Source organism: Corynebacterium sp. HMSC073B01 (assembly GCF_001838255.1).
GTDB classification, from domain to species: domain Bacteria; phylum Actinomycetota; class Actinomycetes; order Mycobacteriales; family Mycobacteriaceae; genus Corynebacterium; species Corynebacterium jeikeium_D.
Genome location: NZ_KV836163.1, coordinates 22,672 through 48,958, shown reverse-complemented (window position 1 = coordinate 48,958; position 26,287 = coordinate 22,672). Strand labels below are relative to the sequence as shown.

At 59.7% G+C, this 26,287-nt stretch carries 17 protein-coding genes and 1 tRNA gene; 7 read left to right on the top strand and 11 right to left on the bottom strand.

Translation table 11 applies throughout. The features are described from left to right. Positions 1–133: 133 nt before the first annotated feature. The 3 genes from HMPREF2849_RS06465 to HMPREF2849_RS06455 form a co-directional block, all read right to left on the bottom strand. A tRNA-Leu gene (locus HMPREF2849_RS06465) sits at positions 134–207 on the bottom strand. Positions 208–257: 50 nt separating this feature from the next. Next, positions 258–1,235 carry a DUF368 domain-containing protein gene (locus tag HMPREF2849_RS06460; RefSeq protein ID WP_049190011.1) on the bottom strand — a complete coding sequence of 326 codons (978 nt, stop codon included), beginning with the start codon at positions 1,233–1,235 and terminating at the stop codon, positions 258–260. Between the two features lie 210 nt (positions 1,236–1,445). After that, positions 1,446–2,036 carry a TetR/AcrR family transcriptional regulator gene (locus HMPREF2849_RS06455; RefSeq protein ID WP_049190009.1) on the bottom strand — a complete coding sequence of 197 codons (591 nt, stop codon included), beginning with the start codon at positions 2,034–2,036 and terminating at the stop codon, positions 1,446–1,448. 458 nt (positions 2,037–2,494) lie between these two features. On the opposite strand from HMPREF2849_RS06455, the gene polA reads away from it, so the two are divergent. The 4 genes from polA (at position 2,495) to coaE (ending at position 9,034) form a co-directional block, all read left to right on the top strand. Then, the gene (gene polA / locus HMPREF2849_RS06450) at positions 2,495–5,125 is read left to right on the top strand and encodes a DNA polymerase I (protein WP_070862773.1); all 2,631 of its coding nucleotides are present in this window, start codon (positions 2,495–2,497) and stop codon (positions 5,123–5,125) included. A 282-nt stretch (positions 5,126–5,407) separates the two neighbouring features. After that, entirely contained in the window at positions 5,408–6,871 is a 1,464-nt protein-coding gene (rpsA, locus tag HMPREF2849_RS06445; protein ID WP_070862771.1) for a 30S ribosomal protein S1, read from the top strand. Positions 6,872–7,249: 378 nt separating this feature from the next. Continuing rightward, positions 7,250–8,359, top strand: a complete 1,110-nt coding sequence (locus tag HMPREF2849_RS06440; RefSeq protein WP_371259578.1) for a glutathione S-transferase family protein — start codon at positions 7,250–7,252, stop codon at positions 8,357–8,359. Positions 8,360–8,392: 33 nt separating this feature from the next. Continuing rightward, positions 8,393–9,034: a dephospho-CoA kinase gene (coaE, locus tag HMPREF2849_RS06435; RefSeq protein ID WP_070862767.1), complete on the top strand. Its 642-nt coding sequence runs from the start codon at positions 8,393–8,395 to the stop codon at positions 9,032–9,034. On the opposite strand, the gene HMPREF2849_RS06430 is transcribed toward coaE, so the two are convergent. From HMPREF2849_RS06430 to HMPREF2849_RS06420, 3 genes are all read right to left on the bottom strand, one after another. Then, a complete protein-coding gene (locus HMPREF2849_RS06430) occupies positions 8,967–10,181 on the bottom strand; it encodes an aminotransferase class I/II-fold pyridoxal phosphate-dependent enzyme (RefSeq protein ID WP_069359776.1) in 1,215 nt (404 codons plus the stop codon). The genes coaE and HMPREF2849_RS06430 overlap by 68 nt on opposite strands. 104 nt (positions 10,182–10,285) lie before the next feature. After that, a complete protein-coding gene (locus HMPREF2849_RS06425) occupies positions 10,286–10,975 on the bottom strand; it encodes a hypothetical protein (protein WP_240593373.1) in 690 nt (229 codons plus the stop codon). Between the two features lie 94 nt (positions 10,976–11,069). Continuing rightward, positions 11,070–11,954 (bottom strand): DUF559 domain-containing protein, encoded by an 885-nt coding sequence (locus tag HMPREF2849_RS06420; protein WP_070862765.1) that lies wholly within the window; start codon positions 11,952–11,954, stop codon positions 11,070–11,072. A gap of 397 nt (positions 11,955–12,351) precedes the next feature. On the opposite strand from HMPREF2849_RS06420, the gene uvrB reads away from it, so the two are divergent. After that, positions 12,352–14,484, top strand: a complete 2,133-nt coding sequence (gene uvrB / locus HMPREF2849_RS06415; RefSeq protein ID WP_016422912.1) for an excinuclease ABC subunit UvrB — start codon at positions 12,352–12,354, stop codon at positions 14,482–14,484. Between the two features lie 132 nt (positions 14,485–14,616). After that, positions 14,617–15,057 (top strand): universal stress protein, encoded by a 441-nt coding sequence (locus HMPREF2849_RS06410; protein ID WP_005511992.1) that lies wholly within the window; start codon positions 14,617–14,619, stop codon positions 15,055–15,057. Between the two features lie 84 nt (positions 15,058–15,141). Here the strand turns inward: HMPREF2849_RS06410 and HMPREF2849_RS06405 are convergent, their stop codons facing one another. The 4 genes from HMPREF2849_RS06405 to HMPREF2849_RS06390 all read right to left on the bottom strand — a co-directional run bounded on the left by HMPREF2849_RS06405 (position 15,142) and on the right by HMPREF2849_RS06390 (position 20,672). Next, a complete protein-coding gene (locus tag HMPREF2849_RS06405) occupies positions 15,142–16,236 on the bottom strand; it encodes a DNA glycosylase AlkZ-like family protein (RefSeq protein ID WP_070862763.1) in 1,095 nt (364 codons plus the stop codon). A gap of 34 nt (positions 16,237–16,270) precedes the next feature. Further along, entirely contained in the window at positions 16,271–18,772 is a 2,502-nt protein-coding gene (locus HMPREF2849_RS06400; RefSeq protein WP_070862761.1) for a HelD family protein, read from the bottom strand. Positions 18,773–18,905: 133 nt separating this feature from the next. Further along, entirely contained in the window at positions 18,906–19,775 is an 870-nt protein-coding gene (locus HMPREF2849_RS06395) for a DoxX family protein (RefSeq protein WP_016422909.1), read from the bottom strand. Positions 19,776–19,964: 189 nt separating this feature from the next. Next, entirely contained in the window at positions 19,965–20,672 is a 708-nt protein-coding gene (locus HMPREF2849_RS06390; RefSeq protein ID WP_070862760.1) for an MBL fold metallo-hydrolase, read from the bottom strand. 139 nt (positions 20,673–20,811) lie between these two features. Between HMPREF2849_RS06390 and uvrA the strand changes: the two genes are divergently transcribed. Beyond that, the gene (gene uvrA / locus HMPREF2849_RS06385; protein ID WP_070862758.1) at positions 20,812–23,664 is read left to right on the top strand and encodes an excinuclease ABC subunit UvrA; all 2,853 of its coding nucleotides are present in this window, start codon (positions 20,812–20,814) and stop codon (positions 23,662–23,664) included. A 1-nt stretch (position 23,665) separates the two neighbouring features. Here the strand turns inward: uvrA and HMPREF2849_RS06380 are convergent, their stop codons facing one another. Then, positions 23,666–26,077 carry a DUF2339 domain-containing protein gene (locus HMPREF2849_RS06380; RefSeq protein ID WP_070862756.1) on the bottom strand — a complete coding sequence of 804 codons (2,412 nt, stop codon included), beginning with the start codon at positions 26,075–26,077 and terminating at the stop codon, positions 23,666–23,668. Positions 26,078–26,287 lie beyond the last annotated feature (210 nt).

Sequence of the window (26,287 nt, the reverse complement as noted above, 5' to 3'; positions counted from 1 at the left end):
CACCGAGCGGACACACTTTTTGTCACTTAACCCTGAAAGTGCGTGAAAAAGAGTGAAAGATAGTGAATACTAACCCAACCAAAAACCCGCTCCCACCAGGCTAAAAGCCAGGTGAAAGCGGGTTTTAAAATCGTGCCCCCGGTGAGACTCGAACTCACACTGGACGGGTTTTGAATCCGTTGCCTCTGCCAATTGGGCTACAGGGGCGCAAAGCCGTCGATAAGCGAAAATGCTCTATCGAAGCGACTTTGACTAGTTTAGTCCATCGACCCCGAATTAGAAAAACGGCGCTGCGCATAAGCGACGACGCTGACGATTGCGGCGCCGAGAATGAACAGTCCGAGGGCGAGTCCCCAGTCGGAGCCGATGCCCTGGAGCTCGTTGTTTTCGGTCTGCCACGGCCAGAGAGCGCGCAGTGAACCGAGCATGAGGCCGGACATGGCGACCAACGTGAGCGCCTGGTGCGTACTCAGCAGCCATTCGAGGAGGCGGATGAACAGGACGATGCCAATCAGCGCGCCGACGAAGAACGTGCCGATGTAGGCGAAGTCACGGTCGTGAATTGCGCCCATGGTCGGTGCGTAGAGTCCGATGACCAGCAGGAAGAAAGAGCCCGAAACGCCCGGCAGAACCAGTGCGCACACGGCAATCGAGGCGGCGATGAGTACGAGCCAGAGAGGCGGCTGCGTCGGTGCGGCCTGGGGGAGGGAGGTCAGCGCGAACAGGGCGATGCTGAAGAACAGGAAGACTGCGATGGCCTTGCCGCGCATGCCCGGCTGACGCAGAGCGCCTGGCTGTAGCTCGTTCAGCGGCATGGTGATCGAGGCGGCGATCATGCCCATGAACAGTGCTCGGGAAGCGACTGGTTGGTTGGTGACGAAGTTCTCCATGATGCCTGCCATGGAGAAGACCACGGCAACCATGCCGATAGCCACCGGGATGAGCAGCCACCAGTCGATTCTGCGAAGGTCCTCCTTGAAGGTGCCCTTCGAAGTTGCCCGCGGCAGGTCGGTGATGCGCTTTGCCGATTCAATCAGGCGTCCGTAGATGCCCGTGATCAGCGCAAGGGTGCCGCCGGAGACCCCCGGAATCGTCTCGGCGAGACCAATGAGGCCACCGCGAACTGCGTTGGCGATGACACCCAGCGGGGTCGGCTTCGGGATTTCAGAGTAGGGGCTCGTGGTCGGCAGCGTGGTCGACTCTGCGCCAGGAGCGCTCGTATTTTCAGTAGACATCGCAGGCCATTGTATGTCTTCCACCTGAGAAGAAGCGTATTTCCGTGTGTGTATTAGTAGCTTCGGGGTGCGATTAAAGACACAAAACAAAAAAGCAGCGCCTGGGGTGGCGCTGCTGATTCAGTGAGTTACGCAGGAGTAGTCGGTGGCAGTGGGGGGGGGGCAGTAGGCGGTGGGCAGTGGAGCTGCTTTCTTAGCCGTGCTCGGTTCTTAGCCGTGTTCGATGATTTGCTGCAGGCAGCTGCCCAGGGCCTCAACCGAAATCCTCGGCGCGTTGGCCTCATCGATTAGGCCGGTGTCGGAAAGAACTAGGTATCCGACGCAGAGGGAAATAGCCATCTGGCTGCGGTGCACAGCAGTGTCGTAGCTAACGTCTTCCGGTCCGTCCGCTTCGACGCGGCGAATTAGGTCATCTGCAACAGCTTCATTGAACCGCTCGGCAATGACTTTTGCGGTTTCCTCGGAGTCGAGGGATCCGACAATCAGTGGAATCATGGACTGTCCGGCCATTCCTTGACCAGTCAAAATAGCGCTGGCCATCCGCTGGCCAAGTTCATTGAAGGGAGCTCGGCTGAGTGTGCCTTTGAACTGGCTGAAGTCAATCAGTTCGGCCATGAGACCTTCTTTGGAGCCGAAGTACTTGATGATGAGCGGCGCGCTAACGCCCGCATCGCTGGCAATTTCCTTCAGCGGCACGCTTCGCAAAGGCTTGCGCGCGAAGTGCCGAGCTGCAGCCGCGATGATGCGCTCGCGGGTGGACTGGGCGCTCCGTTGGAAATCGGTCGAATCGAACTCACTCATGCTGAAGAGTCTAAAGCCATGAAAGCGTAACTACGCCAATTGATTTCAGAGGCATGCGCAGGACGTGGTGATATGTTTTCGCGGCCACCTCAAAGAGGGGGTAATTTCTAGGTGCCTCATTTGGGGCAGGTTCCGTGCATGCTGTTGAACAATCGCTGGAAAATATGGAAAACTCCAGGAAAATAAGGCGAATATTAAAGTTGGATTACAGCATTTCGGAAACTGAAACCAGGTGCCAAGCGACGCTCGAGAGGCTCACTCTTGCGAATCACTGTTCAGGTGGGCTAAGGGGCTACTGAACCCGTTTCAAAATACAGCCTGATTACCGTAATTACTGTTCACTGAAGCTGACTGGCCAACAGCTCATCCTCCGCAGCTCGCGATTCCTCAGCGCGCATCTCAGTTTTCCTACGCTGTTCAATATTTTCCTACACTGGGATGTCATGAAGAAGACCCTCATGCTTATCGACGGTCATTCCATGGCCTTCCGCGCGTTCTTTGCCCTTCCGGTGGATAATTTCTCAACCACCGGTGGTCAGACAACGAATGCGGTGTACGGCTTCCTTTCTATGCTGTCCAATATCCTCAGCGAGGAAAAGCCCACGCACGTGGCGGTCGCCTTCGACGTCGCCCGCGAGACCTTCCGCAACGAGATTTTCCCGGAGTATAAGGCTCAGCGTGAGAAGACTCCTGAGGAATTCCGTGGTCAGGTGCCGCTTATTCAGCAGCTGCTGAAAGAGATGGGCATCGTCACGCTGGAGAAGGACAACTACGAGGCCGACGACATTATCGCGACGTTGGCTACCCAGGCCAAGCCCGAGGGCTTCGAAACGCTCATCGTCACCGGTGACCGTGACTCGTTCCAGTTGGTCAACGACACCACCACGGTGCTTTATCCAATGCGCGGCGTCACCATGCTGCATCGCTTCACGCCTGCTGCTATCGAGAAGAAGTACGGTCTGACGCCGACTCAGTACCCGGACTTCGCGGCTCTCCGCGGCGACCCCTCCGACAACCTCCCGGGCATTCCGGGGGTCGGCGAGAAGACCGCGACGAAGTGGATCGTTCAGTACGGCACGCTGGCAAACCTCATCGACCACGCTGACGAAATCCGCGGCAAAGTCGGCGATAACTTCCGCGAGCGCGTCGCAAACGTCCAGCTGAACCGCGACATCACCGAAATGGTCAAGGACCTGCCCTTGCCATACGGTCCGAACGAGCTCGAGCTCCGTCCCGCCGACGCCCAGGGAATCATCGACTTCTTCGACCGCCTCGAATTCGGCGACAACCTTCGCGAGCGCGTGTTCCGCACCCTTTCCATCGAAGGCGCGGGCGTCACCGCCTCCACCAGCGACAGTGCGACAAAGCTCGAGGCTGTTTCGCTTGACGACGGCGCCCTGGCTGCCTGGCTCGATAATCTGCACGAGCCGGCCGCGTTGCAGGTCGGGGAGCACACCCTGATGATTGGCTCCGCAGATGAGAAGGGCAAGACCTCCGGCCAGGCTGTTTCTCTCGACTTGGGTGATCTTTCCGCCGAAGATGCCGACGCACTGCGCGAGTGGCTCGCTGGCGACCATCCGAAGCTGGTGCATGACTCTAAAACGGCCATGCATGCACTCTGGAACTACGACTTCGAGCTGGCCGGGGTCATCCACGACACCTTCCTGGCTGCGTATCTGCTGCGCCCAAGCCAGCGCAGCTACAGCTTGGACAACGTCGTCCAGCGTCACCTGGGCCAGACTCTTTCGCAGGCCGATGGCCAAATGACCCTGCTCGATGGCCCGGCCGAAGACGCTTCCTATGTCGCCGCCGTCATCGACCTGGCTGAGCGATTGGCTGTCGAACTCGACGAGGCCGGGCTCTACAGCGTGTACGCCGACCTGGAAGTCCCGCTCGCCCCAGTGCTGGGTCGGATGGAGCGTGCCGGTATCGCTGTCGATGTTGATGCGCTCGAGGAGCTCCGAAAGCAGGCGCAGGCGGCTACCGATGAAGCGGAGAGTGAGGCTCGCAACCTCGTCGATAAGCCTGAGTTGAATCTCGGATCGCCGAAGCAGTTGCAAGAGGTCCTGTTTGACCAGCTGGGGATGCCCAGGACAAAGAAGACGAAGACTGGCTATTCCACGGCGGCGAAGGAGATTGAGGGGCTGGCGAAGGTCAACCCGCATCCGTTCCTGGATTACCTGCTGAAGTTTCGCGAGTCGCAGAAGATGAAGTCGACCGTGGAGGGGCTGATTAAGGCTGTCGCTGATGATGGCCGTATTCATACGACTTTTAATCAGACGGTCGCGGCGACGGGGCGTCTGTCGTCGACGGAGCCGAATCTGCAGAACATCCCGGTGCGCACGGAGTTCGGGCGACGGATTCGTGAGGCGTTCGTGGTCGGCGATGGCTATGAGCAGCTGATCACCGCGGACTACTCGCAGATTGAGATGCGCGTGATGGCGCACCTGTCGCAGGATCCGGGGCTGATTGAGGCCTACCGACAGGGCGAGGACCTGCACAACTACGTTGGTTCGAAGGTTTTCGGTGTCGGCATCGATGAGGTTACGCCCGAGCTGCGTCGTCGTGTGAAGGCGATGAGTTACGGTCTGGCTTATGGTCTGAGTGCTTTTGGTCTGGCGCAGCAGCTCGACATTCCGCAGCGCGAGGCGAAGAAGCTCATGGAGGACTACTTCGAGCGCTTCGGCGGCGTGCGCGATTACCTGCACAAGGTTGTTGAGCGGGCGCGCAAGGACGGCTTTACGGCCACGATGTTCGATCGTCGTCGCTACCTGCCGGAACTCAACGCCGACAACCGCATCGCTCGCGATAACGCGGAACGTGCGGCATTGAACTCGCCGATTCAGGGGTCGGCGGCAGACATTATTAAGATTGCGATGCTCCGGGTCGACGATGCTTTACGACGGGGCGGGTTGCGCTCACGTGTCCTCCTGCAGGTTCATGACGAACTGGTTGTTGAAGTTGCAGATGGGGAAGAGGGAGCCATCAAGGAGCTGTTGCATCGCGAGATGGACTCGGCGGCTGAATTGCTGGTGCCGTTGGATGTTTCCATCGGTGCTGGTGTGAACTGGGATACTGCTGCGCATTAGTGGTGCGAAGGTCGGGCCGTAGTGCTGGTCGGCGGACTTGATGCGGGCTTGCCGCGGATGTGTTGCGGACTTGAATGTCGCAGCTCAAATCGGTATTGTTCGCTAGGTATGCATTAGCGTGCCGACTTTGCAGCCTCGAGCTTCATGGACATCGGGTTAACTAATTGCCAATGGTGAGATTCGCCGAAAGCGGATTTGGCCCGGTTGTCCAGGGGTTTCTTTGAGGGGCAAGGCCGAAATTGTCCGTTTTTCGATTTCTATCCGCTTCGGAGCACATCTTATATGTCCACTTCTAACGTCCCTCAGGTTGCCATCAACGACATTGGCACCGCTGAGGATTTCCTGGCCGCTGTCGACTCGACGATGAAGTACTTCAACGATGGTGACATCGTTGAAGGCACCGTCGTTAAGGTTGACCGCGACGAGGTTCTTCTCGACATCGGCTACAAGACTGAAGGTGTCATTCCTTCCCGCGAACTGTCCATCAAGCACGATGTCGACCCTGACGAAGTGGTCGAAGTTGGCGATGAGATCGACGCGCTGGTCCTGACCAAGGAAGACAAGGAAGGCCGCCTCATCCTGTCCAAGAAGCGCGCTCAGTACGAGCGTGCTTGGGGCACCATCGAGCAGCTCAAGGAGAACGACGAACCGGTTACCGGTACCGTCATCGAGGTCGTCAAGGGCGGCCTGATCCTCGACATCGGCCTGCGCGGCTTCCTGCCGGCTTCCCTCGTCGAGATGCGTCGTGTCCGCGACCTCCAGCCGTACATCGGCCAGGAGATCGAGGCCAAGATCATCGAGCTCGACAAGAACCGCAACAACGTCGTTCTGTCCCGCCGTGCATGGCTCGAGCAGACCCAGTCTGAGGTCCGCTCTGAGTTCCTGCACCAGCTGCAGAAGGGCCAGGTCCGCAAGGGTGTCGTTTCCTCCATCGTCAACTTCGGCGCATTCGTCGATCTCGGCGGTGTTGACGGCCTGGTTCACGTTTCCGAGCTGTCCTGGAAGCACATCGACCACCCGTCCGAGGTTGTCCAGGTTGGCGACGAGGTCACCGTCGAGGTTCTCGAGGTCGACCTGAACCGCGAGCGCGTTTCCCTGTCCCTGAAGGCTACTCAGGAAGATCCGTGGCGCGTCTTCGCCCGCACTCGCGCAATCGGCCAGATTGTTCCGGGCAAGGTCACCAAGCTGGTTCCGTTCGGTGCGTTCGTCCGCGTCGAGGAGGGCATCGAGGGCCTGGTTCACATCTCCGAGCTGGCTTCCCGCCACATCGACGTTCCGGACCAGATTGTCTCCGTCGACGAGCAGGTCATGGTCAAGGTCATCGACATCGACCTCGAGCGTCGTCGTATCTCCCTGTCCCTCAAGCAGGCTGACGAGGACTTCACCGAAGAGTTCGACCCGACCAAGTACGGCATGGGCGACTCCTACGACGAGCAGGGCAACTACATCTTCCCGGAGGGCTTCGACCCGGAGACCAACGAGTGGATGGAGGGCTTCGAGACCCAGCGCGCAGAGTGGGAGGCTCGCTACGCAGAGGCAGAGCGTCACCACCAGCTGCACGCTGCCCAGATCGAGCGTCACCGCGCTGCAGCTGCCGAGGCTGCAGAGACCGCTTCGAACTACTCCTCCGAGTCCGGCGAGGCAGCTCCGGCTGCTCCGGCCGCACCGGCTGCAGACAATGCAGGCGGCACCCTGGCTTCCGACGAGCAGCTCGCTGCTCTGCGCGAGAAGCTGGCTGGCAACTAAGCTAGACCGCTAAGGGCTTACACGTCCCTTTGAGAAATTGCCCCGGCGAGGTTTTCCTCGCTGGGGCTTTTTCGTGCCTTCTTTGCTTTACGACGGGCACCTGCTCGGCCTTGTTCTTATAGCGGCGGCTTGGGGGCTTGCTGCATTTTTGGTCCTGGTGTTGGGGCTTTGGGCCATGAGGGTGGTGCCGCTGTTGTCTAGGGCGGGCTTACGCTTCACCAGAAGTAGTTTGCTGCACAGTAACCGGCTGCTGGCGAAGCGCAAGCCGTCCTAATGGCCCTAATGACTCTAATGCCCTGGTGGCCCTGTCGATTTTGGTGGCTCTGGCGGTCTTTACTGCCGTTGACAGCCTATCTTTCTGCCCATATGAGTGGTGACATGACAACAAAGGACGAAGCCAAGCAGGTAGATAACGCTAACCAGGTAGAGGATTCCTCCCATTCCACCGGCGGTGTGTACTCCCAGGAAGGGAAGGATTTTAACCGCGACACTCGCTATATCAATGACCGCATTGTTAAGAACGGTCGCGAGGTAGGCGACGGAATTAAGACGTGGCCCGTTGAAGCCGGTCACTACCGCCTCATCGCGGCTCGCGCGTGCCCATGGGCACACCGCACGCTTATTGTTCGCAGGTTGCTCGGCTTGGAAGATGCAATTTCAGTCGGAATTCCAGGGCCAGTGCACGATGCCCGCTCCTGGACATTCGACAAAGGCCCAGGTGGCCGCGATGAAGTACTCGGCTACGAGCGCCTGCAGGAGGCATTCCTCAAGCGTTTCCCGGACTACCAGCGTGGCATTACTGTTCCGGCCATCGTCGAGATCGAGTCGGGCGAGGTCGTGACCAATGACTTTCCCTGGATCACCTTGGACTTCATTACCGAGTGGACCGAGTTCCACCGCGAAGGCGCCCCGGATCTTTACCCGGTGGAGATGCGCGAGGAAATGGATGAGCTTATGCAGTTCATCTACACCGAGATCAACAACGGCGTCTACCGCTGTGGTTTCGCAGGCTCGCAGGACTCCTACGACAAGGCTTACGACCGGCTGTTCGATGCCCTAGACAAGGTTTCTGAGCGCTTAGAGACCCGCCGTTACCTCATGGGCGACCACATCACTGAGGCCGACATTCGCCTTTACACGACCCTGATCCGCTTCGATGCCGTCTACCACGGCCACTTCAAGTGCAACCGGAGCAAGATTTCCGAGATGCCGGTTCTATACAACTACCTGCGTGATCTCTTCCAGACTCCGGGCTTCGGCGACACCACTGACCTCGTCGATATCAAGCGCCATTACTACGAGGTCCACCGCGACCTCAATCCTTTAGGGATTGTCCCGAAGGGGCCGGAGCTCTCTGACCTGCTCCAGCCGCACGGCCGTGAGGCCCTTGGTGGCAGCCCATTCGGTAACGGCACCGCCCCGGCCCCAGTCAACCCAGATCCCGTTGAAGAGGGTCACCGCATCGAGGATCTCGTCGTAAAGCACTAACGTGCGGGGGCGTGTCCACGTACCCTTAGAGACATGCTCAAAGTAGGACTAACCGGTGGCATGGGCAGTGGGAAATCTACGGTCGCCCGTAGGTTTGCCGAGCTCGGTGCTGTCATGATCGACGCTGATCAGATCGCTCGCGATGTCGTCGAACCCGGGGAACCGGCGCTGGCCGAACTCGCCGAAGCTTTCGGCGAGGGCATTTTGCTTGACGACGGCTCCCTCAACCGCGGCGAACTTGCGAAGCGGGCCTTCGTATCCGCGGAGAAGACGGAGCTGCTGAACTCCATCACCCATCCGCGTATTGAGCAGCGCACCGAAGAGCAGTTCAACGCGGCAGGTGACGCCATCATTGTTTTTGACTCTCCGCTGTTGATTGAAATGGGGCAGTCGGAAGCACAGGACCTCGTCGTAGTTGTGCATACCCCGGTGGAGGTCCGTCTCGACCGTCTGGTGGAAAGCCGCGGTGTAGACCGAGAGGATGCGAAGCAGCGCATCGCTAAGCAAATCAGCGATGACAAGCGCCTGCAGTTCGCCGACGTGGTTCTGGAAAACTCAGGCACCGAGGAGGACCTCGTGCGCCAGGTCGACCGGATTTGGGAGCGGATTATTCAGCCGCTGAATCAGATTCGCCAGCTGCAGGCCGGGCAGCAAGATAATCCCGCAGCCGGATGATAGCCTCCTCAATCACCTCGGCGCGCTTGCAGAAAGCGAACCGCACCAGGTAGCGGTACTTTTCTGACTCTGGGTCATCCACAAAAGCGGTGACGGGGATGGCTGCGACGCGGCATTCCTTGACCAGGCGGGTGCAGGTCTCCAGGGCGTCGCCAAGCCCCCAGCTCGAGACATCGGCGACGACAAAATACCCTGCCTGCGGCGTGAAGACGTCGGCGCCAAGGCCCTCCAACCCATCGGCGAGGAGCCGCATGTTGCCCTCGAGCTGACCCGCCAGCTCGTCCACCCATGGGGCACATTCCTGCAGGCCACGGGCGACTGCGGGCTGAAGGGGAGTGGCGCCGACATAGCTCAAGAACTGCTTGGCCTTGACGACGCCATCGAGTAGTTCGGTCGGGGCCAGCGCCCAGCCGATCTTCCATCCGGTGACGTTGAAGGTTTTTGCGGCACTGGACACGACAATGGTTCGCTCGCGCATGCCGGGCAGAGCGCTGATGGAAGAGTGTGACAATCCGTTGAAGTACAGGCGTTCGTAGACTTCGTCGGCAAGCACGAGTAGATTGTTTGCGATGGCGACATCGGCGATGGCCTGCAAGTCCTCCTCCGTGAGGACGGTGCCGGTGGGGTTGTGCGGCGAATTGATGATAATCATGGCCGTTTTAGCGGTGACGGCATCGGCAAGCGCGCTGCGGTCGAGCGACCAGGAGCGTGCCGTGCCGGAAGCTGCGGGGATGAGCGGCACCGCGGTATATGTGCAGTTAGCCAGTGCGATGACGGCTTTGTACGAGTCGTAGTACGGCTCGATGACGATGACGTGGCTGCCGGGTTCGAGATGCCCCAAGGCGGTGGCGGCAATCGCCTCCGTGGCGCCGACCGTGACGAGGCATTCGGTGTCGGCGTCGTAGACCTGCCCCGTGCGGCGGGCGCGATCGGCGACGATGGCATCACGGAGCACCTTCATACCGCGGCCGGGGCCGTACTGGTTGTTTCCTCCAGCTATCTGATGTCGCGCCTCCGCGAGCACCTCGTCCGGCCCATCCCAATCCGGGAAGCCCTGCCCAAGATTGATTGCCTCGTGCTCGGTAGCGAGGCGGGACATGGTGGCGAAGATGGTCTCGCCGAAGGGGCGCAAGCGGGAAACAGTCATGGTTTCACTGTAGGCGGGAGTTTGCGGGCTTGTTGCGATTCCCCATCGGCGAATCGCGGCTGGCGGCCAGCAGTTGCACCGACTGCCGACCGCCACCTGGTGCGCTAGTACATGTAAATCTTCGCGTTGTTGCCGCCGGTGCACACGACAACGTCGTCTTGTGTGCTGCAGCTGAGGTCGTAGGTCTTCCCGGTCGCGGGACTCTTGGCCTTGATGTTTGGCTGCAGGTGGTCGCGGATATTGTCCTCCGAGGCGTTAAGCCCCTCGGTCTGCTGGTTGAAAACGGCCTTCGCAAAGTCGCAGCTGGTATTCGGGCCCGCCGCGATGAGGTTGAGGCCGTACCCATCGCCGTAGATGCAGGTGGTTGCCTGTTCGCCGGCCGCCATGAAGGTAGATCCCGGCGAGGGGTTGTTGTAGATTTCAGCGGTCATGTCCTGACGAAGCCGGCTCCCGTCGCCGTTGTCGCCTCTTTCGCTTGACGACGTCGACGCGCCACCAGTCTCCGCCGTCGATGTATCGCCTCCCTGGTCCGGTGCAGAACCGGTTGGGTTTGGCGTGTTGCCCGAACTCTTGTCAGACACGCCATCCTCGGTCTGAGTAACGGTAGTGGTTTCAACCGGAGCAGCAGATTCGGGCGCTGCTTCAGTTTCCTGTGTTGAGCAGGCGGTGAAAGCCAATGCGGTGGTAGCGAGGATGCCGGCCACAAGGGCTCGGTGTGAGGTTGCTTTTCGAGTGGTGGAACCTGGGCGAGTCGTAGCGGGCGTGTGGACTGGTGTGCGGCGCGAAGTGTTCATAGGCGCCAGGCTAGTTGCTGTTCGGTCAGTTTTCATTACAAAATAAATAACAATTTGGCAAGTGGATGGCTGTTTATCTCGCGATATCGGCTGTTTATCGCTGCTTATTGGCGTAGCCAACCGTTGGATTCCATTCCCAAACTTTCTGACAGGCAGGCCATCCTGGTTTATAGTCCACGCGGGGACGGCGCTTTTGCACCCATCGAATTGCCTGCTCGATTTCGTCGAGGACACTGTCGAGATTCCAATTGATGCATGAGTCTGTGAACCGCAGGACTATCCAGCCGTGCAGCGTGCCGGAGTTGGTCTTCCAGCGATCTGTGATGAACGAGTCCTCGTTGGCGTGGTACTTCTCTGAGTCAACTTCGATGGCTATTTTCCACTGGTCAAGCAGGATGTCGAAGCAGTAGGGGCCGATGTACTGGTTCATTCGGATGCGGTACCCGCGCTTGATTAGTGGACGGGCCAGCTTGCGCTCGAGTTCGCTGCATGAGCCAATCGGCGTGGTAGCGATGGTTTCACGCAGCCAGGCGGGGACTTTCCGCATCCGGCGGAGGTCGTGGTTGAGTCGCTTCTCGCCGTCCCGGCCGGCGTAGTGTGTTTCCAGGATTCTGTGTGCATAGTCTTTTGAAGCGCGTGCTGCCCAGAGGGCTTCGACAACTGGTATGCCATCGATTCTGGTGCAGGCCGGCAGGCGGCTGTGCCTAATGGAGAAGGTCTCGGCCTGAACTGATCCCGCGCCTTCTGCCTGGATAGGAAGTGTCAGGGGAAGTCTCAAGTGGATTTGAGCTGCGCTTTTACCGGTTAGCGCAATGCTTTTGTAATGCCCCGTGATTGCTCGGGCGACTGAGGCGGGAGAGTGGTCGTCAATGTAGAGGCCACGTACCAATTTAATTAGCCTGCCTTGTTGTAGGAGGGCTCTGGTCTTTTTCTCTCCGATGCCGAGTGCACGCAACTCGGCCGTGGTGAAACTTCCCATGGTCGGGACTCTAAGCTTTTTCGGCCCAGGGGATTTTCTGTGAGAGAGGCTCCACGTCCAATCTGTGGACAACTTTCAGGGTGTGGATAACCCAGGCCTCCCGCAGCCTTGCAGCCTTGCAGCCTCGCAGCCGCAGCCGCGGACCATCGATAAGACGGCTTGCGCTTCACCAGGAGTCAGTCCATGCGCACTAAGGGCCAGCTGGTGAAGCGGAACCCGCCTTTGCTGGCCTGGCACCGACTTTATGCCAGCCTTGTCCAAATCTGTACCGATTTTAATGCTGGTCCGGAACTCGACAGCCGCTCCTAGGCTCTGGACCCTAGCCCTGGACAGCCCAAAGCCCCAGGAAGTAACGTAACCAGCCGCTTTCAAGACAGCCTTCGCTACGCTGGGAACTATGGCATTTGCAGCAGAGCAACCCGTCCTCGCACACTCGGAGTTCCGGCCCGTCGGTGAAGTCGAGCGCGCTGAGGGAAACTTCGAGGTCATCAGCGAGTTCGAGCCCTCGGGCGACCAGCCGCAGGCAATCGCGGAACTGTCGGAGCGCCTAGATAGAGGCGAGCGCGAGGTAGTCCTGATGGGTGCCACGGGCACCGGTAAGTCAGCCACCGCAGCGTGGTTGATCGAAAAGGTGCAGCGGCCAACCCTCGTCATGGCACCGAACAAGACGCTTGCGGCCCAGCTGGCCAATGAGCTCCGCAGCCTGCTGCCAAACAACGCGGTCGAGTACTTCGTTTCGTACTACGACTACTACCAACCCGAGGCCTACATCGCGCAGACCGATACCTATATTGAAAAGGATTCCTCCATCAACGAGGACGTGGAGCGCCTGCGCCACTCGGCTACTTCAGCGCTGCTGTCGCGTCGCGACGTAGTCGTCGTCAGCTCTGTTTCTTGCATCTATGGCCTGGGTACCCCGCAGTCATACCTCGACCGTTCGGTGTGGCTGAAGGAGGGCGAGGAAGTCGACCGCGACCAGTTCCTGCGCCTTTTGGTGGACATTCAGTACGCCCGCAATGACATTGCCTTTACCCGCGGCACCTTCCGAGTAAAAGGTGACGTGGTCGATATCATCCCGGCCTACGAAGAAAAGGCCGTGCGGGTGGAGTTCTTCGGCGACGAGATTGATTCGCTGTACTACCTCAATCCAGTCACAGGCGACGTCATCGACCAAGTCCCTGAGCTGCGCATCTTCCCAGCTACGCACTACGTCGCAGGCCCGGAGCGGATGGAACGGGCCGTCGCGGACATCAAGGCCGAACTCGCCGAACGCCTGGCGGATCTGGAAAACCGGGGCAAGTTGCTGGAAGCACAGCGTCTGCGCATGCGCACGGAGTACGACCTCGAAATGATTGAACAGGTCGGCTTCTGCTCCGGCATTGAGAACTACTCGCGCCACATCGATGGTCGCGCGCCGGGCTCGGCCCCCGCGACGCTCATTGACTATTTCCCGGAGGACTTCCTCACCATCATCGATGAGTCGCACGTCACCGTGCCGCAGATTGGCGGCATGTTCGAGGGCGATGCCTCCCGTAAGCGCAACCTCGTCGACTTCGGTTTCCGCCTCCCATCGGCGTTGGATAACCGCCCGCTGACGTTCGACGAATTCGATGCCCGCGTGGGCCAGGTCGTGTTCATGTCCGCAACGCCGGGTGACTATGAGCTCGAAAAGACCGGTGGCGAGTATGTGGAGCAGGTTATTCGTCCGACTGGGCTGGTGGACCCCAAGATCGTCGTTAAGCCTACTGAGGGGCAGATCGATGATTTGATCGGCGAGATCCGAAAGCGCACCGAGCGTGACGAGCGCGTTCTCGTCACAACCCTGACGAAGAAGATGGCGGAGGATCTGACCGACTACCTGCTCGAAAATGGCGTGCAGGTGCGGTACATGCATTCGGATGTGGATACGCTCAAACGCGTTGAGCTGCTGCGGCAGTTGCGTCTCGGCGAGTACGACGTGCTGGTCGGTATTAACCTGCTGCGCGAGGGGCTGGACTTGCCCGAGGTTTCGCTGGTGGCAATCCTCGACGCCGACAAGGAGGGGTTCCTGCGTTCGGAGCGCTCGTTGATTCAGACGATTGGTCGTGCCGCGCGAAACGTCTCCGGCGAGGTGCACATGTACGCCGACAAGATCACCGATTCCATGCGGTTCGCCATCGACGAGACGGAGCGCCGCCGCGAAAAGCAGATTGCTTACAACACTGAGCATGGCATCGATCCGCAGCCGCTGCGCAAGAAGATCGCGGACATTCTGGATCAGGTCTACGACAACGCTGACACCGATTACGAAGGCAAGACCGGTGCGGCCGCTGATGCGCTGCTCTCGCGTGCCGACGGCTCGGGCGCGGCCGATGGTGCTAGCGGTAAGCAGATGCCGAGGGCGGAGCTCGAGGCGCTTATCGCGGACCTGTCGGAGCAGATGGCCGCGGCTGCGCGAGAGTTGAAGTTCGAGCTCGCGGGGCGCTTGCGCGATGAGATTTTCGACCTCAAGAAGGAACTTAAGGGGATGATTGAGGCCGGTGTCGAGTAGTTTTTTGCTACTGTTGTGGGAAGTAAAACAGTGTATTCGCGAAAGTGGCTCTGGCCAGTGGGTTCGGGGCAACGACGGCGTTACGCACGATGAACTGTTTTAATGCAACTTCCACAGTGAGGGATAGTTTTCATGAGTGATTACAAGACCATTGTTGTCGGCACGGATGGTTCTAAGTCGTCGCTGCTCGCAGTAGAGCGCGCTGCCTCGATTGCCGCGGCTTTCGATGCCACCCTGGTTATCGGCTGCGCTTACTACGAGACTGCAGAGGATGCGTCCAAGACCCTGCGCCAGGATTCGGTTCAGGTCCTCGGTGATGACCCGGCTCAGAAGAACCTGGCTGCTGCTAAGGAGGCCGCAGAGGCCGTCGGCGCTACCAAGGTTGAGACCGAGGTTCGTTCCGGCTCCCCGGTTGAGGCTCTGATGTCTCTGGTCACTGACCGTCGCGCTGACCTGCTGGTGGTTGGCAACCGCGGTATTAACTCGCTGACTGGTCGTCTGCTGGGCTCCGTGCCGGCTGATGTTGCTCGTCAGTCGGACTGTGACGTCATGATTGTTCACACTGTGAGCTAACAAAACGGTGAGCTAGTAAGACCGTCAGCTAACAATTTAGCTTTCGTTTTAAACCGGCATCTCTTAGTTGAGGTGCCGGTTTTTCTATTGTCGGCCGGTGATAACCCCTTCTTCAACTACAAAAGGCCAGCTAATTCCGTTTCTGGTTAAGACCTGGTTGCGAAGGGATTCAGGAAGAACTTCGGTACGGCTGCCATAGCCCATGAGGTACTCGTCAAAAGCGGGCAGTCGAAGCGTCAGTGAAAGCGCGGCTTCAAGCTCGGCCTCAGCTACGTTCTGCTGCCATGCCGGCATGAAGTACTCATTTTGTGCGAGTCCTTCGCCGGTGAATTCTGTGTCAGTTGGCGTGTGCGGAGAGGCAGAGGAATCGAGGGAGAAAGGAGCTATTAAGTGGTCGATAAGCTTAAAGGCCTTTTTCGCTTGAGTTTTCGTCAGCCCCAGCCACCACGCGAAGTCAGCTACACAGATAGGTCCGCGGGAATTAACATAGCGCCAGGCAATGTCGGCCAGCGTGGATTCAGCTGAGTGTTCTGTGCTGGAGCCCTCCGTGGTATTTGCTGAGAGGCCGCCTTTGAAAGTTACGTCGGCAAGCAGGACGAAGGTATCTTCGGATCCTTTTCGTGGCCCTTGGACGACAGCGCCTTCGCCGCCGAATGTGCGCAGTAGGTGAGGACTTCTTTGTTCCGTGGGGTCTATTCCATGATCTGCGAAAACCTCATAGGCTTCAGTCCGAGTCAGCGGGTCGGACAGGCCACGTGAGCGCAATTCGGAATGAAATGCTGCCCTTGCGGTCTGCACATCATCTTGAGAAAGCCCGAGTGTCGTACGACGTCTTGCTGCTGCCTTTTCGATGCGCGGATTCGTCAACCTCATAATTGCTCCCGCGTCTTGCGCTGAAACAAAGTGCAGGGTGCCTCGTTGAGACCAACAGCGAACGATGTCGTAAGAAGAAATGGCTGCTAAAACATCGTCGGTGGTGCTGCCACTGCGTAGGGCGATGGCATTAACACCGTTCGAATAATTCTGCCCTTGTAGAGCGACCATGCCATGCGTTGCTGATAATGCAGGCGAGTTGAGGTTTGTATTCCAATCGCTGCGTGCTTGACTTGCAGCTAACCCCTGGGCAATGAGACGGCGTGCGCGAAGTTCAGCTAGCTGAGGTAGATAGTTTTGGGACATAATGTCTCACTCATTCTGTACGGCACTATCCTCGTCATTCTAACCATTGCAGCTCCGGCAAAACGCCCGACTGCTGAGGCGCCACAACAATTAGCCCCTGGGTCGCACGAGTCAGTGCAACGTACAGGTCCTGTAGCCCCTGTGGGGATTGCGCCACAATCTGGTCGGGCGCAACGACGATGACCTCGTCGAATTCCAGGCCTTTTGAGGTCGTGATGTCGTAGACCGCGCAGTTGGTGAGTTTGCTGGGGCGAGTAGCAGGTGCGTCATCGGCGGCACTAGCCCCGCCAGCACCATCAGGGTCACCATCTCCATCAGCTCCACCACCGAGAAAATCCCGCACCTCCGCGCGCGTGGCTTCGAGCAACTCGGCGGGCGCGATCACAGCGACCAGGCGGTCCGGCTGCGCAACCTGCTCCACATGCGCCAGAGCCTCCGTCACGGTGCGAGCCTGGACAGGCTTGCGGCCGGTCGCGCGGATCGACTGCGGTGCCTCCAGCTCCGGATCAATCTCGGCCAGGACGCTGGCGGCGACCTCCATCACCTCAGCTGGGGTGCGGTAGTTGACGGTCAGCTCGTGGAGATGCCACCTCGAGCCGATGATGGGTTCCAGCACATCATCCCAGGTCGCGGCACCTGCGGGGGAGCCCGTCTGGGCCACGTCGCCGACGAGGGTCATCCAGCCGTTGGGGCTGCGGCGGCGCAGCATTCGCCAGGCCATCGCGGAGAGTTCCTGAGCCTCGTCGACGATGACATGGCCGTAGGCCCACAGGCGATCCGCCGCCGCCCGCTCGGCGGTGGATCGCAGGTCGCGCTCACGGTGGCGTTCGGCCAGTGCCTCGGCATCGATGACGTCATACGCTGACAAGATCTCGGCCTCGAAGCCGTCGTCAAGATCCTGGGACGCAGAACTGGACAGGGTATCCAACGCGCCCTGCGCTTCCTCGACGCGGGCCTGCCAATCCTCTTCATCGGCCTCCGCGTCACCAACTGGGCCGAGGAGTTCCGCCAGCTCGTCGAGAAGCGGGGCGTCGGAAGGCATCCAGTCGGTGCCTTCCGGCCGGTAGAGAGCCTCGCGCGTCAGCTCGTCGTAATCGGTGGCGGCGTAGTCGATGGCCTCGCGAGAGCTCAGCAGCTCCGACAGCACCCGCTCGGGCGTAAGCGCAGGCCACAGCTCATCGAGGATGTCGGCAACTGCTCCGGATTCGTCGATTTCGTCGCGTAGATCGGCAATGTCGGTCACGGACAGGAGGTTTTCGCCGCCCAGCGGATCGGCACCGATGACCTCGGCCATCTGCGCGGCCAGGAGCTCCACCACGTGATCGCGGAAAATCGGCCGGGCCAGATTGTGGGGTTTCCGAGTCCGCCGCGCACGCGTGCGTGCAGCTTTCACCATGTCAGGTGTGATCGTCAGGGTGATGTTGTCGTTCCGGACTTCAAGAGGTTCCGCGGGGAGCTCCTGGTAGGCCCGCACGGCTTCGCGCAGGATAGTGAGCATCTCAATCGAGCCCTTAACTTCCTGCGCAACCAGGGGTTCGGGGTTGTGTCCGTCGATAAGCGCGTTGGAACCGCGCACGCCGGGGTAGAGATCGGCAATGGTGGTCAGTACCACGCCCGTTTCGCCGAGGCTCGGCAGCACGCGCGAGATGTAGTCGAGGAAGGTTGTGTTCGGGCCGATGATGAGGACACCGGTTTTCGCCAGTTGATTGCGGTAGGTGTAGAGAAGCCACGCGACGCGATGCAGCGCCACCGCCGTCTTGCCCGTGCCGGGACCGCCCTGGACGACCAGGGTGCCGCGGGTGGAGTCGCGGATGATGAGGTCCTGCTCGCGCTGAATGGTCTCCACAATGCCGCGCATATGGCCGGTGCGCGCTTGATTCATGACCTCCCGCAGCACCGATTCGCCACCGACGCCCGCTTCAACTTCGGTCTCGTGTGCGCTGTCGGCTTCCTCTCCGGAGAGCCATTCGTCGTCAATGCTGCGGACCTTCCGGCCGTGAGTGCGCAGGTGTCGACGCAGACTGACTCCCTCGGGATGCGCGGTCGTGGCCAGGTAAAACGGGCGCGCGCCGTCGGCACGCCAATCCATGATGACCGTGCGGTAGTCGTCGTCTTCATCGGACAGGCCGATTCGCCCGATGTATCGCTTATCGACGGTCGCCCCCGGCCCTTCCTCTGACAAAGGATTGTCGGGGTCTGTGTCATCGATATCGATTCGACCAAAGACCAGGCCGATCTCGGCTGAGCGGTAGCGGTCCAGATTAGCCTGTAGTCGGTGGTATTCCACCTCGCGTTCCACGCGGGCTTGCGGGTCTGGGTCGTCGATGAGCATGACCTGGCGCAGGTACTCTTGGTCGCGCTCGCGTGCCCGGTCGAGGAAGCTGAACGCACGGTCGACGTAGGCCTGTTCGGCAGCGAGGATGCTTTCTTCTTCTCGCTGTGGTGCTGAACTTGCCTGGTCCGGCAGACCTGCCTGGCCAGTGTGGCCAATGCGGCCTGTCTGGTCCTGCCCGGGCTCGGATGCGCGCGACGCCAACCTGGTCTCCTCAACGAATCGCTGAATTAGTGCTAACTGATGTGCTGAATGAATATAAAAATATGAAAACGCTCCCGCACGCGTAGTGGCGTGGGGAGCGTTTAAGTATACCGCCTTAACTGCGGCAGCAAACTTACTGCAGGCGCTTCTGCGCCTTCTTTGCGGACTTCTTGGCCTCCTTGGAAGCCTTGGCTGCGCGCTTGCGCAGTTCCTTGCGCTGCTTGCGAGTGTCCTTCTTGAGATCCTTGCCCAGGTCCTCGGCGTAGTCGCGAGCGTCCTCAGCGAGCTCGGTAGCCTTGGCAATCCAGTCGTCCTTGTTGTCCTCGACGTAGCTCTTAGCGGTGTCGAAGGCGTCGGTGAGCTGCTCGCGCCAGCCGTCCTTGTTGTCCTCGACGTATTCACGAGCCCCATCGGTGGCCTCAGAAGCGCGGTCACGGAGCAGGCCAGCCTTTTCGCGGACGTTCTCGCCGGCGGAAGCGAAGGCTGCGCTGATTTCCTCAGTGCGCTGCTCGGTTTCAGACTTGGTCGGCAGGGCAGCCTGAACCTTCTTGTTCAGCTGCTTGCCTGCCTTCTCAGCGCGCCAAGCGACACCCGGCTTGCCGTCGGTGTCAGCGGTAGCCAGGAAGAGGCCACCCAGCAGACCGATGTCGGTCAGGAAACCAGTGCGGCGAGCTGCCTTCTCCTTCGAATCCTGGGTCTCCCAGAATGCGTGGCGAGCCAGCATCGTCGGAACCTGTGCAGCGACCAGAGCGGTGGCGGACAGGCGTGGAGCCTTACCCAGAGCGTAGAGGGAACCTGCGGCAACCTTGGTGCCAGCGACGACCTGGACAACCAGCTTCTCGCTATTTGGCACGTACTTGTTGTACTGGTTCGGGGTTACGGAGCGGACGCGGGCAATCAGGTCGCGTGCGCCCTCTTCATGATCCTTCTGGTTCATCAGCGTGTCGACACCGTCGGCAACGAAAACCGAGGCCAGCATTGGTCGGGCAAACTTGCGAATCATCTAAATTCCATCTCCTTTGTCGTCCAGGTGAAACCGTGTTTTTGGCCATCTGGTCGCTGTAATTCACTATTAATCCTACGCAGCCCGGCCTATTTATGTCGCGGGAATGACGAGTTTTTCAGAAGCTCCGGCTGCATCCAGCGCTGCCAACCACACTCATCCAGCACTACCGACCACGCTCATCCAGCGCTACCAACCACGCTGGCGCCAGTTCTCGACCTCGGGGCTCTCGACACCAACTGTGGTGTCTTTGCCGTGGCCGGGGTGAATCACCGAGTCGGCGGGGTAGACGTGAAAGAGGCGGCTCTCGACATCGTCGATAAGCTGCGTGAAATCCTCGGGCGAGTACGTTTTGCCGACACCGCCTGGGAAGATGCTGTCACCGACGAAGAGGTGGTGTGACGGGGTGCCCTCGGAAAGCGCGCCGGCTTCTTTGGCGGACAGGTCGAGGCAGAGACCGCCCTTGGTGTGTCCGCGCAGGATGAACGTGGGCAGCGTGATGTCCTCGCCGAACGTGATGGTCTCGCCGCCGTCGAGCTGCTGGTCGGCGGGCTCGGGAATGTCGGCAGCGTCGAGGCTGGACGTGATGTGGCGGGCCGGGAATGACTGCAGGAGCTCGCCGAGCGCCTGAACGTGATCGCCGTGGGAGTGCGTGGTGACAATCGTGCGGACCTGCGCGCCGACGTGCTCAACCAGGCGGATTAGATGGTCGGCGTCGGTGGCGGCGTCGATAAGTAGGGAATTGTCGGGCTCGCGGGAGTCGACCAAAAGGTAGACGTTGTTGTCCATCGATCCGACGGAGGTCTTATAAATAGTGACATTGCCGTAGTCAATGCGCTCAACGCCGCGCGTTCTCGGCGAGTTGGAGTAAGGGCTGATTGTAATGTCGTCGTTCATGCGCCCCAGGGTAATGAGGTGTCTGTCGGCGCGCTAGGAGCGCAACGTAACCACGAGTCTCTGAACACATGTGCGAAAAACTGGTTATGGACTGTAGACTAGTCGGCAGTGAATCGTCGACGAATTGAGGTTTCCCACTGTGGCTGAACGTCTAGTGGTCAGAGGCGCCCGCGAGCATAACCTGCAGGGTGTTGACATCGATTTGCCCAGAGACAAGATGGTGGTTTTCACAGGTCTGTCGGGGTCGGGTAAATCGTCACTGGCATTTGACACAATTTTCGCCGAGGGCCAGCGCCGTTACGTGGAGTCGCTGAGCTCCTATGCGCGCATGTTCCTGGGGCAGATGGAAAAGCCCGATGTAGAGATGATTGAGGGGCTCTCGCCGGCGGTGTCGATCGACCAGAAGTCGACGAACCGCAACCCGCGCTCGACCGTCGGAACCATCACTGAAGTGTATGACTACCTGCGTCTTCTCTACGCGCGCACCGGTACACCGCACTGTCCGACCTGTGGGGAAGTAATCTCCTCACAGACTCCACAGCAGATCGTCGATCAGGTCATGGAAATGCCGGAGGGCACCAAATTCCAGGTCCTCGCACCCGTCGTGCGCACGCGCAAGGGTGAATTCGTCGACCTGTTTGAACGCCTCGCATTCGAGGGTTACGCGCGTGTCATCGTCGATGGTGAAATGCACCGTCTGACGGATCCGCCGAAGCTGAAGAAGCAGGTCAAGCATGACATTGACGTGGTCATTGACCGTCTCCAGGTGAAGGAGTCGCAGCAGCGCAGGCTCACCGATTCCGTCGAAACGGCGCTTCTGCTTGCCGACGGCGTCGTGGTCATCGACGCCGTCGGGCTAGAGGCGGACGACCCGCGTCGAACCCAGCGGTTCTCGGAGAAGATGGCCTGCCCGAATGGGCACCGTATTGCTATCGATGAGTTGGAGCCACGGTCGTTTTCCTTTAACTCGCCGTATGGTGCGTGCCCGGAGTGTGACGGTATCGGTACCAAGCTGGAGGTGGACACGGACCTGGTGATTCCAGATCCGTCGCTGCCGACGATTGAGGCGATTGCGCCGTGGCGGCAGACGCTGAACAAGAAGTACTTTGAAAAGCTGGTTGAAGGCCTCGCCACCGAGATGAGCTTCGACCCGACCACGCCTTTCGAAGACCTCACAGCGCCGCAGCGCAAGGCCCTGCTGCATGGTTCCAGCCACAAGGTCACGGTGCGTTACCGCAATCGCTACGGCCGTACTCGCCAGTACACCGCACCGTTTGAAGGCGTGATGCCGTACCTGCACCGCAAGCTGTCACAGGCGGAGAGCGACTCTCAGAAGGAGCGTTTCCAGGGGTACATGCGTGAGGTGCCGTGCCCGGCATGTAGCGGTACTCGTTTGCGTCCGGAGATTCTTTCGGTGACGTTGGATTCGGCGGAGTTCGGGCAGAAGAATATTGCCGAGCTGACAGAGCTGTCGGTCCACGATGGCTCGGCATTCCTGAATTCGCTGACTTTGGGCAAGCGCGAGGAAATGATTGCCGGGCGTGTTCTGCGTGAGGTGCAGGCTCGTCTGAAGTTCCTGCTGGATGTGGGGCTGGACTATCTGTCCCTGTCTCGTTCGGCGGGCACGCTGTCCGGTGGTGAAGCGCAGCGAATTCGTCTGGCCACCCAGATTGGCTCGGGGCTCGCCGGCGTGCTCTATGTCTTGGATGAGCCCTCGATTGGTCTTCACCAGCGCGATAACAGTCGTCTAATCAAGACTCTGAAGAACCTGCGCGACCTGGGCAATACCCTGATTGTGGTCGAGCATGATGAGGAGACGATTCGCGAGGCCGATTGGCTGGTCGACATTGGGCCCAAGGCCGGCGAATACGGTGGACAAATCGTCTACCAGGGTGAACCGTCGGGCATTGTTGACTGCGAAGAGTCGCTGACAGGTGCGTACCTCTCGGGTCGTCGGGTGTTGGCGGTGCCGGAGAACCGTCGTGCGATTGATAAGTCGCGCATGGTGACGGTCAAGGGCGCTCGCGAAAACAACCTGAAGAAGATCGACGTGAAGTTCCCCCTCGGCGTGTTGACCTGCGTTACGGGTGTTTCCGGGTCCGGCAAGTCCACCTTGGTCAACGAAATCCTGGCCAAGGTGATGAGCAACGAGCTCAACGGTGCTCGTCAGGTGCCGGGACGTCACAGCCGCGTGGAGGGGCTGGATCAGCTGGACAAGCTGGTGCAAGTTGATCAGTCGCCGATTGGTCGCACCCCGCGTTCCAACCCAGCGACGTACACCGGTGTGTTCGACAAGATCCGCAACCTCTTCGCCGAGACGCAAGAGGCCAAGGTTCGTGGCTATAAGCCCGGTCGATTCAGCTTCAACGTCAAGGGCGGCCGCTGTGAGGCGTGTAAGGGCGACGGCACCATCAAGATTGAGATGAACTTCCTGCCGGACGTCTATGTGCCTTGCGAGGTTTGCCACGGCGCGCGCTACAACCGCGAAACGCTGGAGGTTCGTTACAAGGGCAAGACCATCGCTGAGGTTCTGGACATGCCCATCTCCGAGGCAGCGGAGTTCTTCGAGCCGATTCAGTCGATTGCGCGTTATCTCAATACGCTTGTCGACGTCGGCCTGGGCTATGTCCGTCTCGGGCAGGCGGCAACCACACTCTCGGGCGGTGAGGCTCAGCGTGTAAAGCTGGCCAGTGAGCTGCAGAAGCGCTCCAATGGCCGGACGGTCTACATCTTGGATGAGCCGACCACGGGGCTGCATTTTGAGGACATCCGCAAGCTCATGTTGGTGTTGCAGGGCCTGGTGGACAAGGGCAACACCGTCATTGTCATTGAGCACAATTTGGATGTCATCAAGTCTGCGGATTGGATCATCGACATGGGGCCGGAAGGCGGCTCCGGCGGTGGCACCGTGGTTGTAGAGGGCACGCCGGAGGATGTCGCGAACTGTTCCGGCTCCCACACCGGGCAGTACCTGAAGCCGCTGCTTAAGTAGCTTAGGTAGTCGGGTCGTTTCCGTCGGAGATCTCAGGACCGTCGGTGCGGGTGATGCCTTCCATTCTGTCAGCAGCGGGGTCGGCATCTGCTGCGCCGCTCGCACCGGCAGCGTCAGTATTGCTGGCGGTGCCGTCACGGTCCGGTGCCGCCGGCTCCTCGGCACTCTTCTGCTTCGCCCCGGAGACCGCCATGGCCAGCAGAATCAGACCACAGCCGAGGAACGCCAAGGCGCGGATAACGCCATCGAGCGTTGCCATGTCGTAGAAGATCAGCTTGACGATAGACAGCGCCGCAATCGTCAAACCCGCTGCCAGTCGCGCCGGAATGTGGTGGAACCTCTTCGATAGCACCAGCATGCCGGCAATCGTGGCCCAGAAAATACTCAGCAACATGTGTGCGGCGTTGAAGCTCACGCCAATAGTCGTGAGCAGCACGATAAATGGCATACCCAGTGCAGCCAGGCCAATCAGTGCAAAAGCTGGCGGTAGCTGCGACCTCGCTGCCGTCACGGCCAGGCCGACGTCGGCGCACAGCAGGAACAACAGCGAAAGCATTTCTGCCCACGTTGCCGAGTAGTCGTCCGCAGCACCGGCATTCAATGCTGCGGGCAGGATGTAGAGGTGTACTACCGTTGCGCCGAGCAGCCAGGTCAGTGCCGCAATCTTTGTATATGGTGCGACGGCATCCCGGGTTGGTTCAGGAGCCTGTAGTCGTGCGCCAATCGCGCCGTGCTTCGGTGCTGTGGCCAGCGCCCAGACAAAGAGCGCGGCACCGATGGAGATTGGGATGAGACCCCAAGTGTGGGGTCCAGTATCGGCTCCTGAGCTCCTTTCCGGGCCCGCCACCGCGAGCGCTAGCCAGGGCAGAATTGCCGTGGCCAAGGCCAATGGTGCGAGATAGCGGAAGATGGCACGGTTCCAAAGGAATACTGCAGCAATTGCGATGAACAGCACGAATCCGCCGTAGAACAGCAACCAGAGGCTGGAGGTGGACTGTGTGGCGTTGACCGTTGGGACTGCAGCTACAACCGGAGTCGAGAAGGCAACTACTGACGTGATGGTGACCAGATCGTCTTCCCAGGTGCTGGTTTCCGAAGGCTCGTCGTCAAGCTCGGGAGTGAGTTGGCGAGCCATCGCCAGCGGGCCGAACTGGGCAAACGCGAAAAGGGCAATGGTGAGTGCGGCGATTGCGGGTATCACCAGTGCATTGTTGGTCGTGATTACGCCGATGAGAACGTTTGCGCCGAGCAGGAATGCGACTACGTACTTCCGGAAGGGGACGTTCAGGAGGCAGGCGATAGCGGCGATGACCATCAGTTGAAGGGTGATTTGCGCGAGCGAGGAGCTCAGCGGGCGGGCGTGGAAGTTGAGGCCGATCGTCGCCCACAGCATTAATCCGGTGTTGATTGTGATTGTCCACGCCGCGGTTGCACTCGACTTCGTCCACCGCGCGCCGTATAGACCGACTGCGGCGAGAGGCAACATGATGAACAGCGTCGCTGCCACCGGAATCCAGTCGAGGAGGTAGGACATCGACATCGTTGTCAGGTGCGCAGCGGCAAGTGATGTCGCAATCAACGCCGTCACACCAGCAGGCGGTGCTTGACGACGGTGCGCTCGCACAGCCGCGACCGCGAGCACGGCGGCCAACAAGTAAGCCAGGATCACACGACCGGCTGGTCCAATCAGGCCGGATTGGATTGCGACCGCGACGAAAAACGCGATACCGGCAGCGGTGATGAGACCACCGAAGATGGCGATGATTCTGATGATTGCCTTCTCGTTGCGCCACCAGGGCTCGCGAGGTTCGCGCGGTGCCTCTGGCAGCTTCGGTGGCGGGGTGGAGTCTGTGGGAGAAGACTGTGGCATCTTCGAATCCCGCCGCCATTGGTGGGCAGAGGGGAAGTCAAACATCGGCTGCGCAGCTGCCTCGCTCTGTGGCAAGGGAGCTGGTTGATTCCGCCAGTCCGCTTGTGCTGGCGGTGGTGGCACCTGCATCTGCTGAGGCTGCTGGGGATACTGCGGTGTGGCCAGCATCTGCTCAGCCTGCGATTCCCAACGGGGAGGAGGTGCCTGGTCTAGTGGTGGAGTAGACGCTGGCGGTGGTTGCGGGCTGTGTTGATGTGCCCCTTGGGGTGCAGCATGGGGCGGCGCTTGAGGTGCACCTTGAGGCGCGTGCGGTACGGCCGGCGCGTGCTCGCTTGCCTGGGAAAGGCGTACCTGCCAAGTACGGGTGAGCTGAGCCAGCCGAAGCGAGCTGGCCTCCAAATCTGCCAGAGCATGGGAAAGCTCTGAGACGGAGTCGCCGGTCAGGACAAAATCGCCGGTCGGTGGCTTGCCGTATCGGGCGGAATGCTGATTAGGATTGGTGTTCTCGGCTTTAGGGCCAAAGCCGTTGGAGCCAGTATTCATGGTGACGACTTTAATCGTGTTTGGCCTAAAAACTATGGAGAGAATCTACCAATCTGATTACAATTCGGATTGCACTTTTTTTGACGCTTGGTATCGCGTCGGGTACCGATGGTGAATAACCCGGAGTGAGAGCCGGTTTTGGTATGCGAGAACAGCTGTGTTAACATCTCGTCTACGACCGCCAGAATGCGATGCTTGCTGCCTTCGGGG

Excerpts from the sequence above, each read along its gene's own strand:
- HMPREF2849_RS06460 (WP_049190011.1), bottom strand. The coding sequence starts at position 1,235 with ATGTCTACTGAAAATACGAGCGCTCCTGGCGCAGAGTCGACCACGCTG.
- HMPREF2849_RS06455 (WP_049190009.1), bottom strand. The coding sequence starts at position 2,036 with ATGAGTGAGTTCGATTCGACCGATTTCCAACGGAGCGCCCAGTCCACC.
- polA (WP_070862773.1), top strand. The coding sequence starts at position 2,495 with ATGCTTATCGACGGTCATTCCATGGCCTTCCGCGCGTTCTTTGCCCTT.
- rpsA (WP_070862771.1), top strand. The coding sequence starts at position 5,408 with ATGTCCACTTCTAACGTCCCTCAGGTTGCCATCAACGACATTGGCACC.
- HMPREF2849_RS06440 (WP_371259578.1), top strand. The coding sequence starts at position 7,250 with ATGACAACAAAGGACGAAGCCAAGCAGGTAGATAACGCTAACCAGGTA.
- coaE (WP_070862767.1), top strand. The coding sequence starts at position 8,393 with ATGCTCAAAGTAGGACTAACCGGTGGCATGGGCAGTGGGAAATCTACG.
- HMPREF2849_RS06430 (WP_069359776.1), bottom strand. The coding sequence starts at position 10,181 with ATGACTGTTTCCCGCTTGCGCCCCTTCGGCGAGACCATCTTCGCCACC.
- HMPREF2849_RS06425 (WP_240593373.1), bottom strand. The coding sequence starts at position 10,975 with ATGAACACTTCGCGCCGCACACCAGTCCACACGCCCGCTACGACTCGC.
- HMPREF2849_RS06420 (WP_070862765.1), bottom strand. The coding sequence starts at position 11,954 with ATGGGAAGTTTCACCACGGCCGAGTTGCGTGCACTCGGCATCGGAGAG.
- uvrB (WP_016422912.1), top strand. The coding sequence starts at position 12,352 with ATGGCATTTGCAGCAGAGCAACCCGTCCTCGCACACTCGGAGTTCCGG.
- HMPREF2849_RS06410 (WP_005511992.1), top strand. The coding sequence starts at position 14,617 with ATGAGTGATTACAAGACCATTGTTGTCGGCACGGATGGTTCTAAGTCG.
- HMPREF2849_RS06405 (WP_070862763.1), bottom strand. The coding sequence starts at position 16,236 with ATGTCCCAAAACTATCTACCTCAGCTAGCTGAACTTCGCGCACGCCGT.
- HMPREF2849_RS06395 (WP_016422909.1), bottom strand. The coding sequence starts at position 19,775 with ATGATTCGCAAGTTTGCCCGACCAATGCTGGCCTCGGTTTTCGTTGCC.
- HMPREF2849_RS06390 (WP_070862760.1), bottom strand. The coding sequence starts at position 20,672 with ATGAACGACGACATTACAATCAGCCCTTACTCCAACTCGCCGAGAACG.
- HMPREF2849_RS06380 (WP_070862756.1), bottom strand. The coding sequence starts at position 26,077 with ATGAATACTGGCTCCAACGGCTTTGGCCCTAAAGCCGAGAACACCAAT.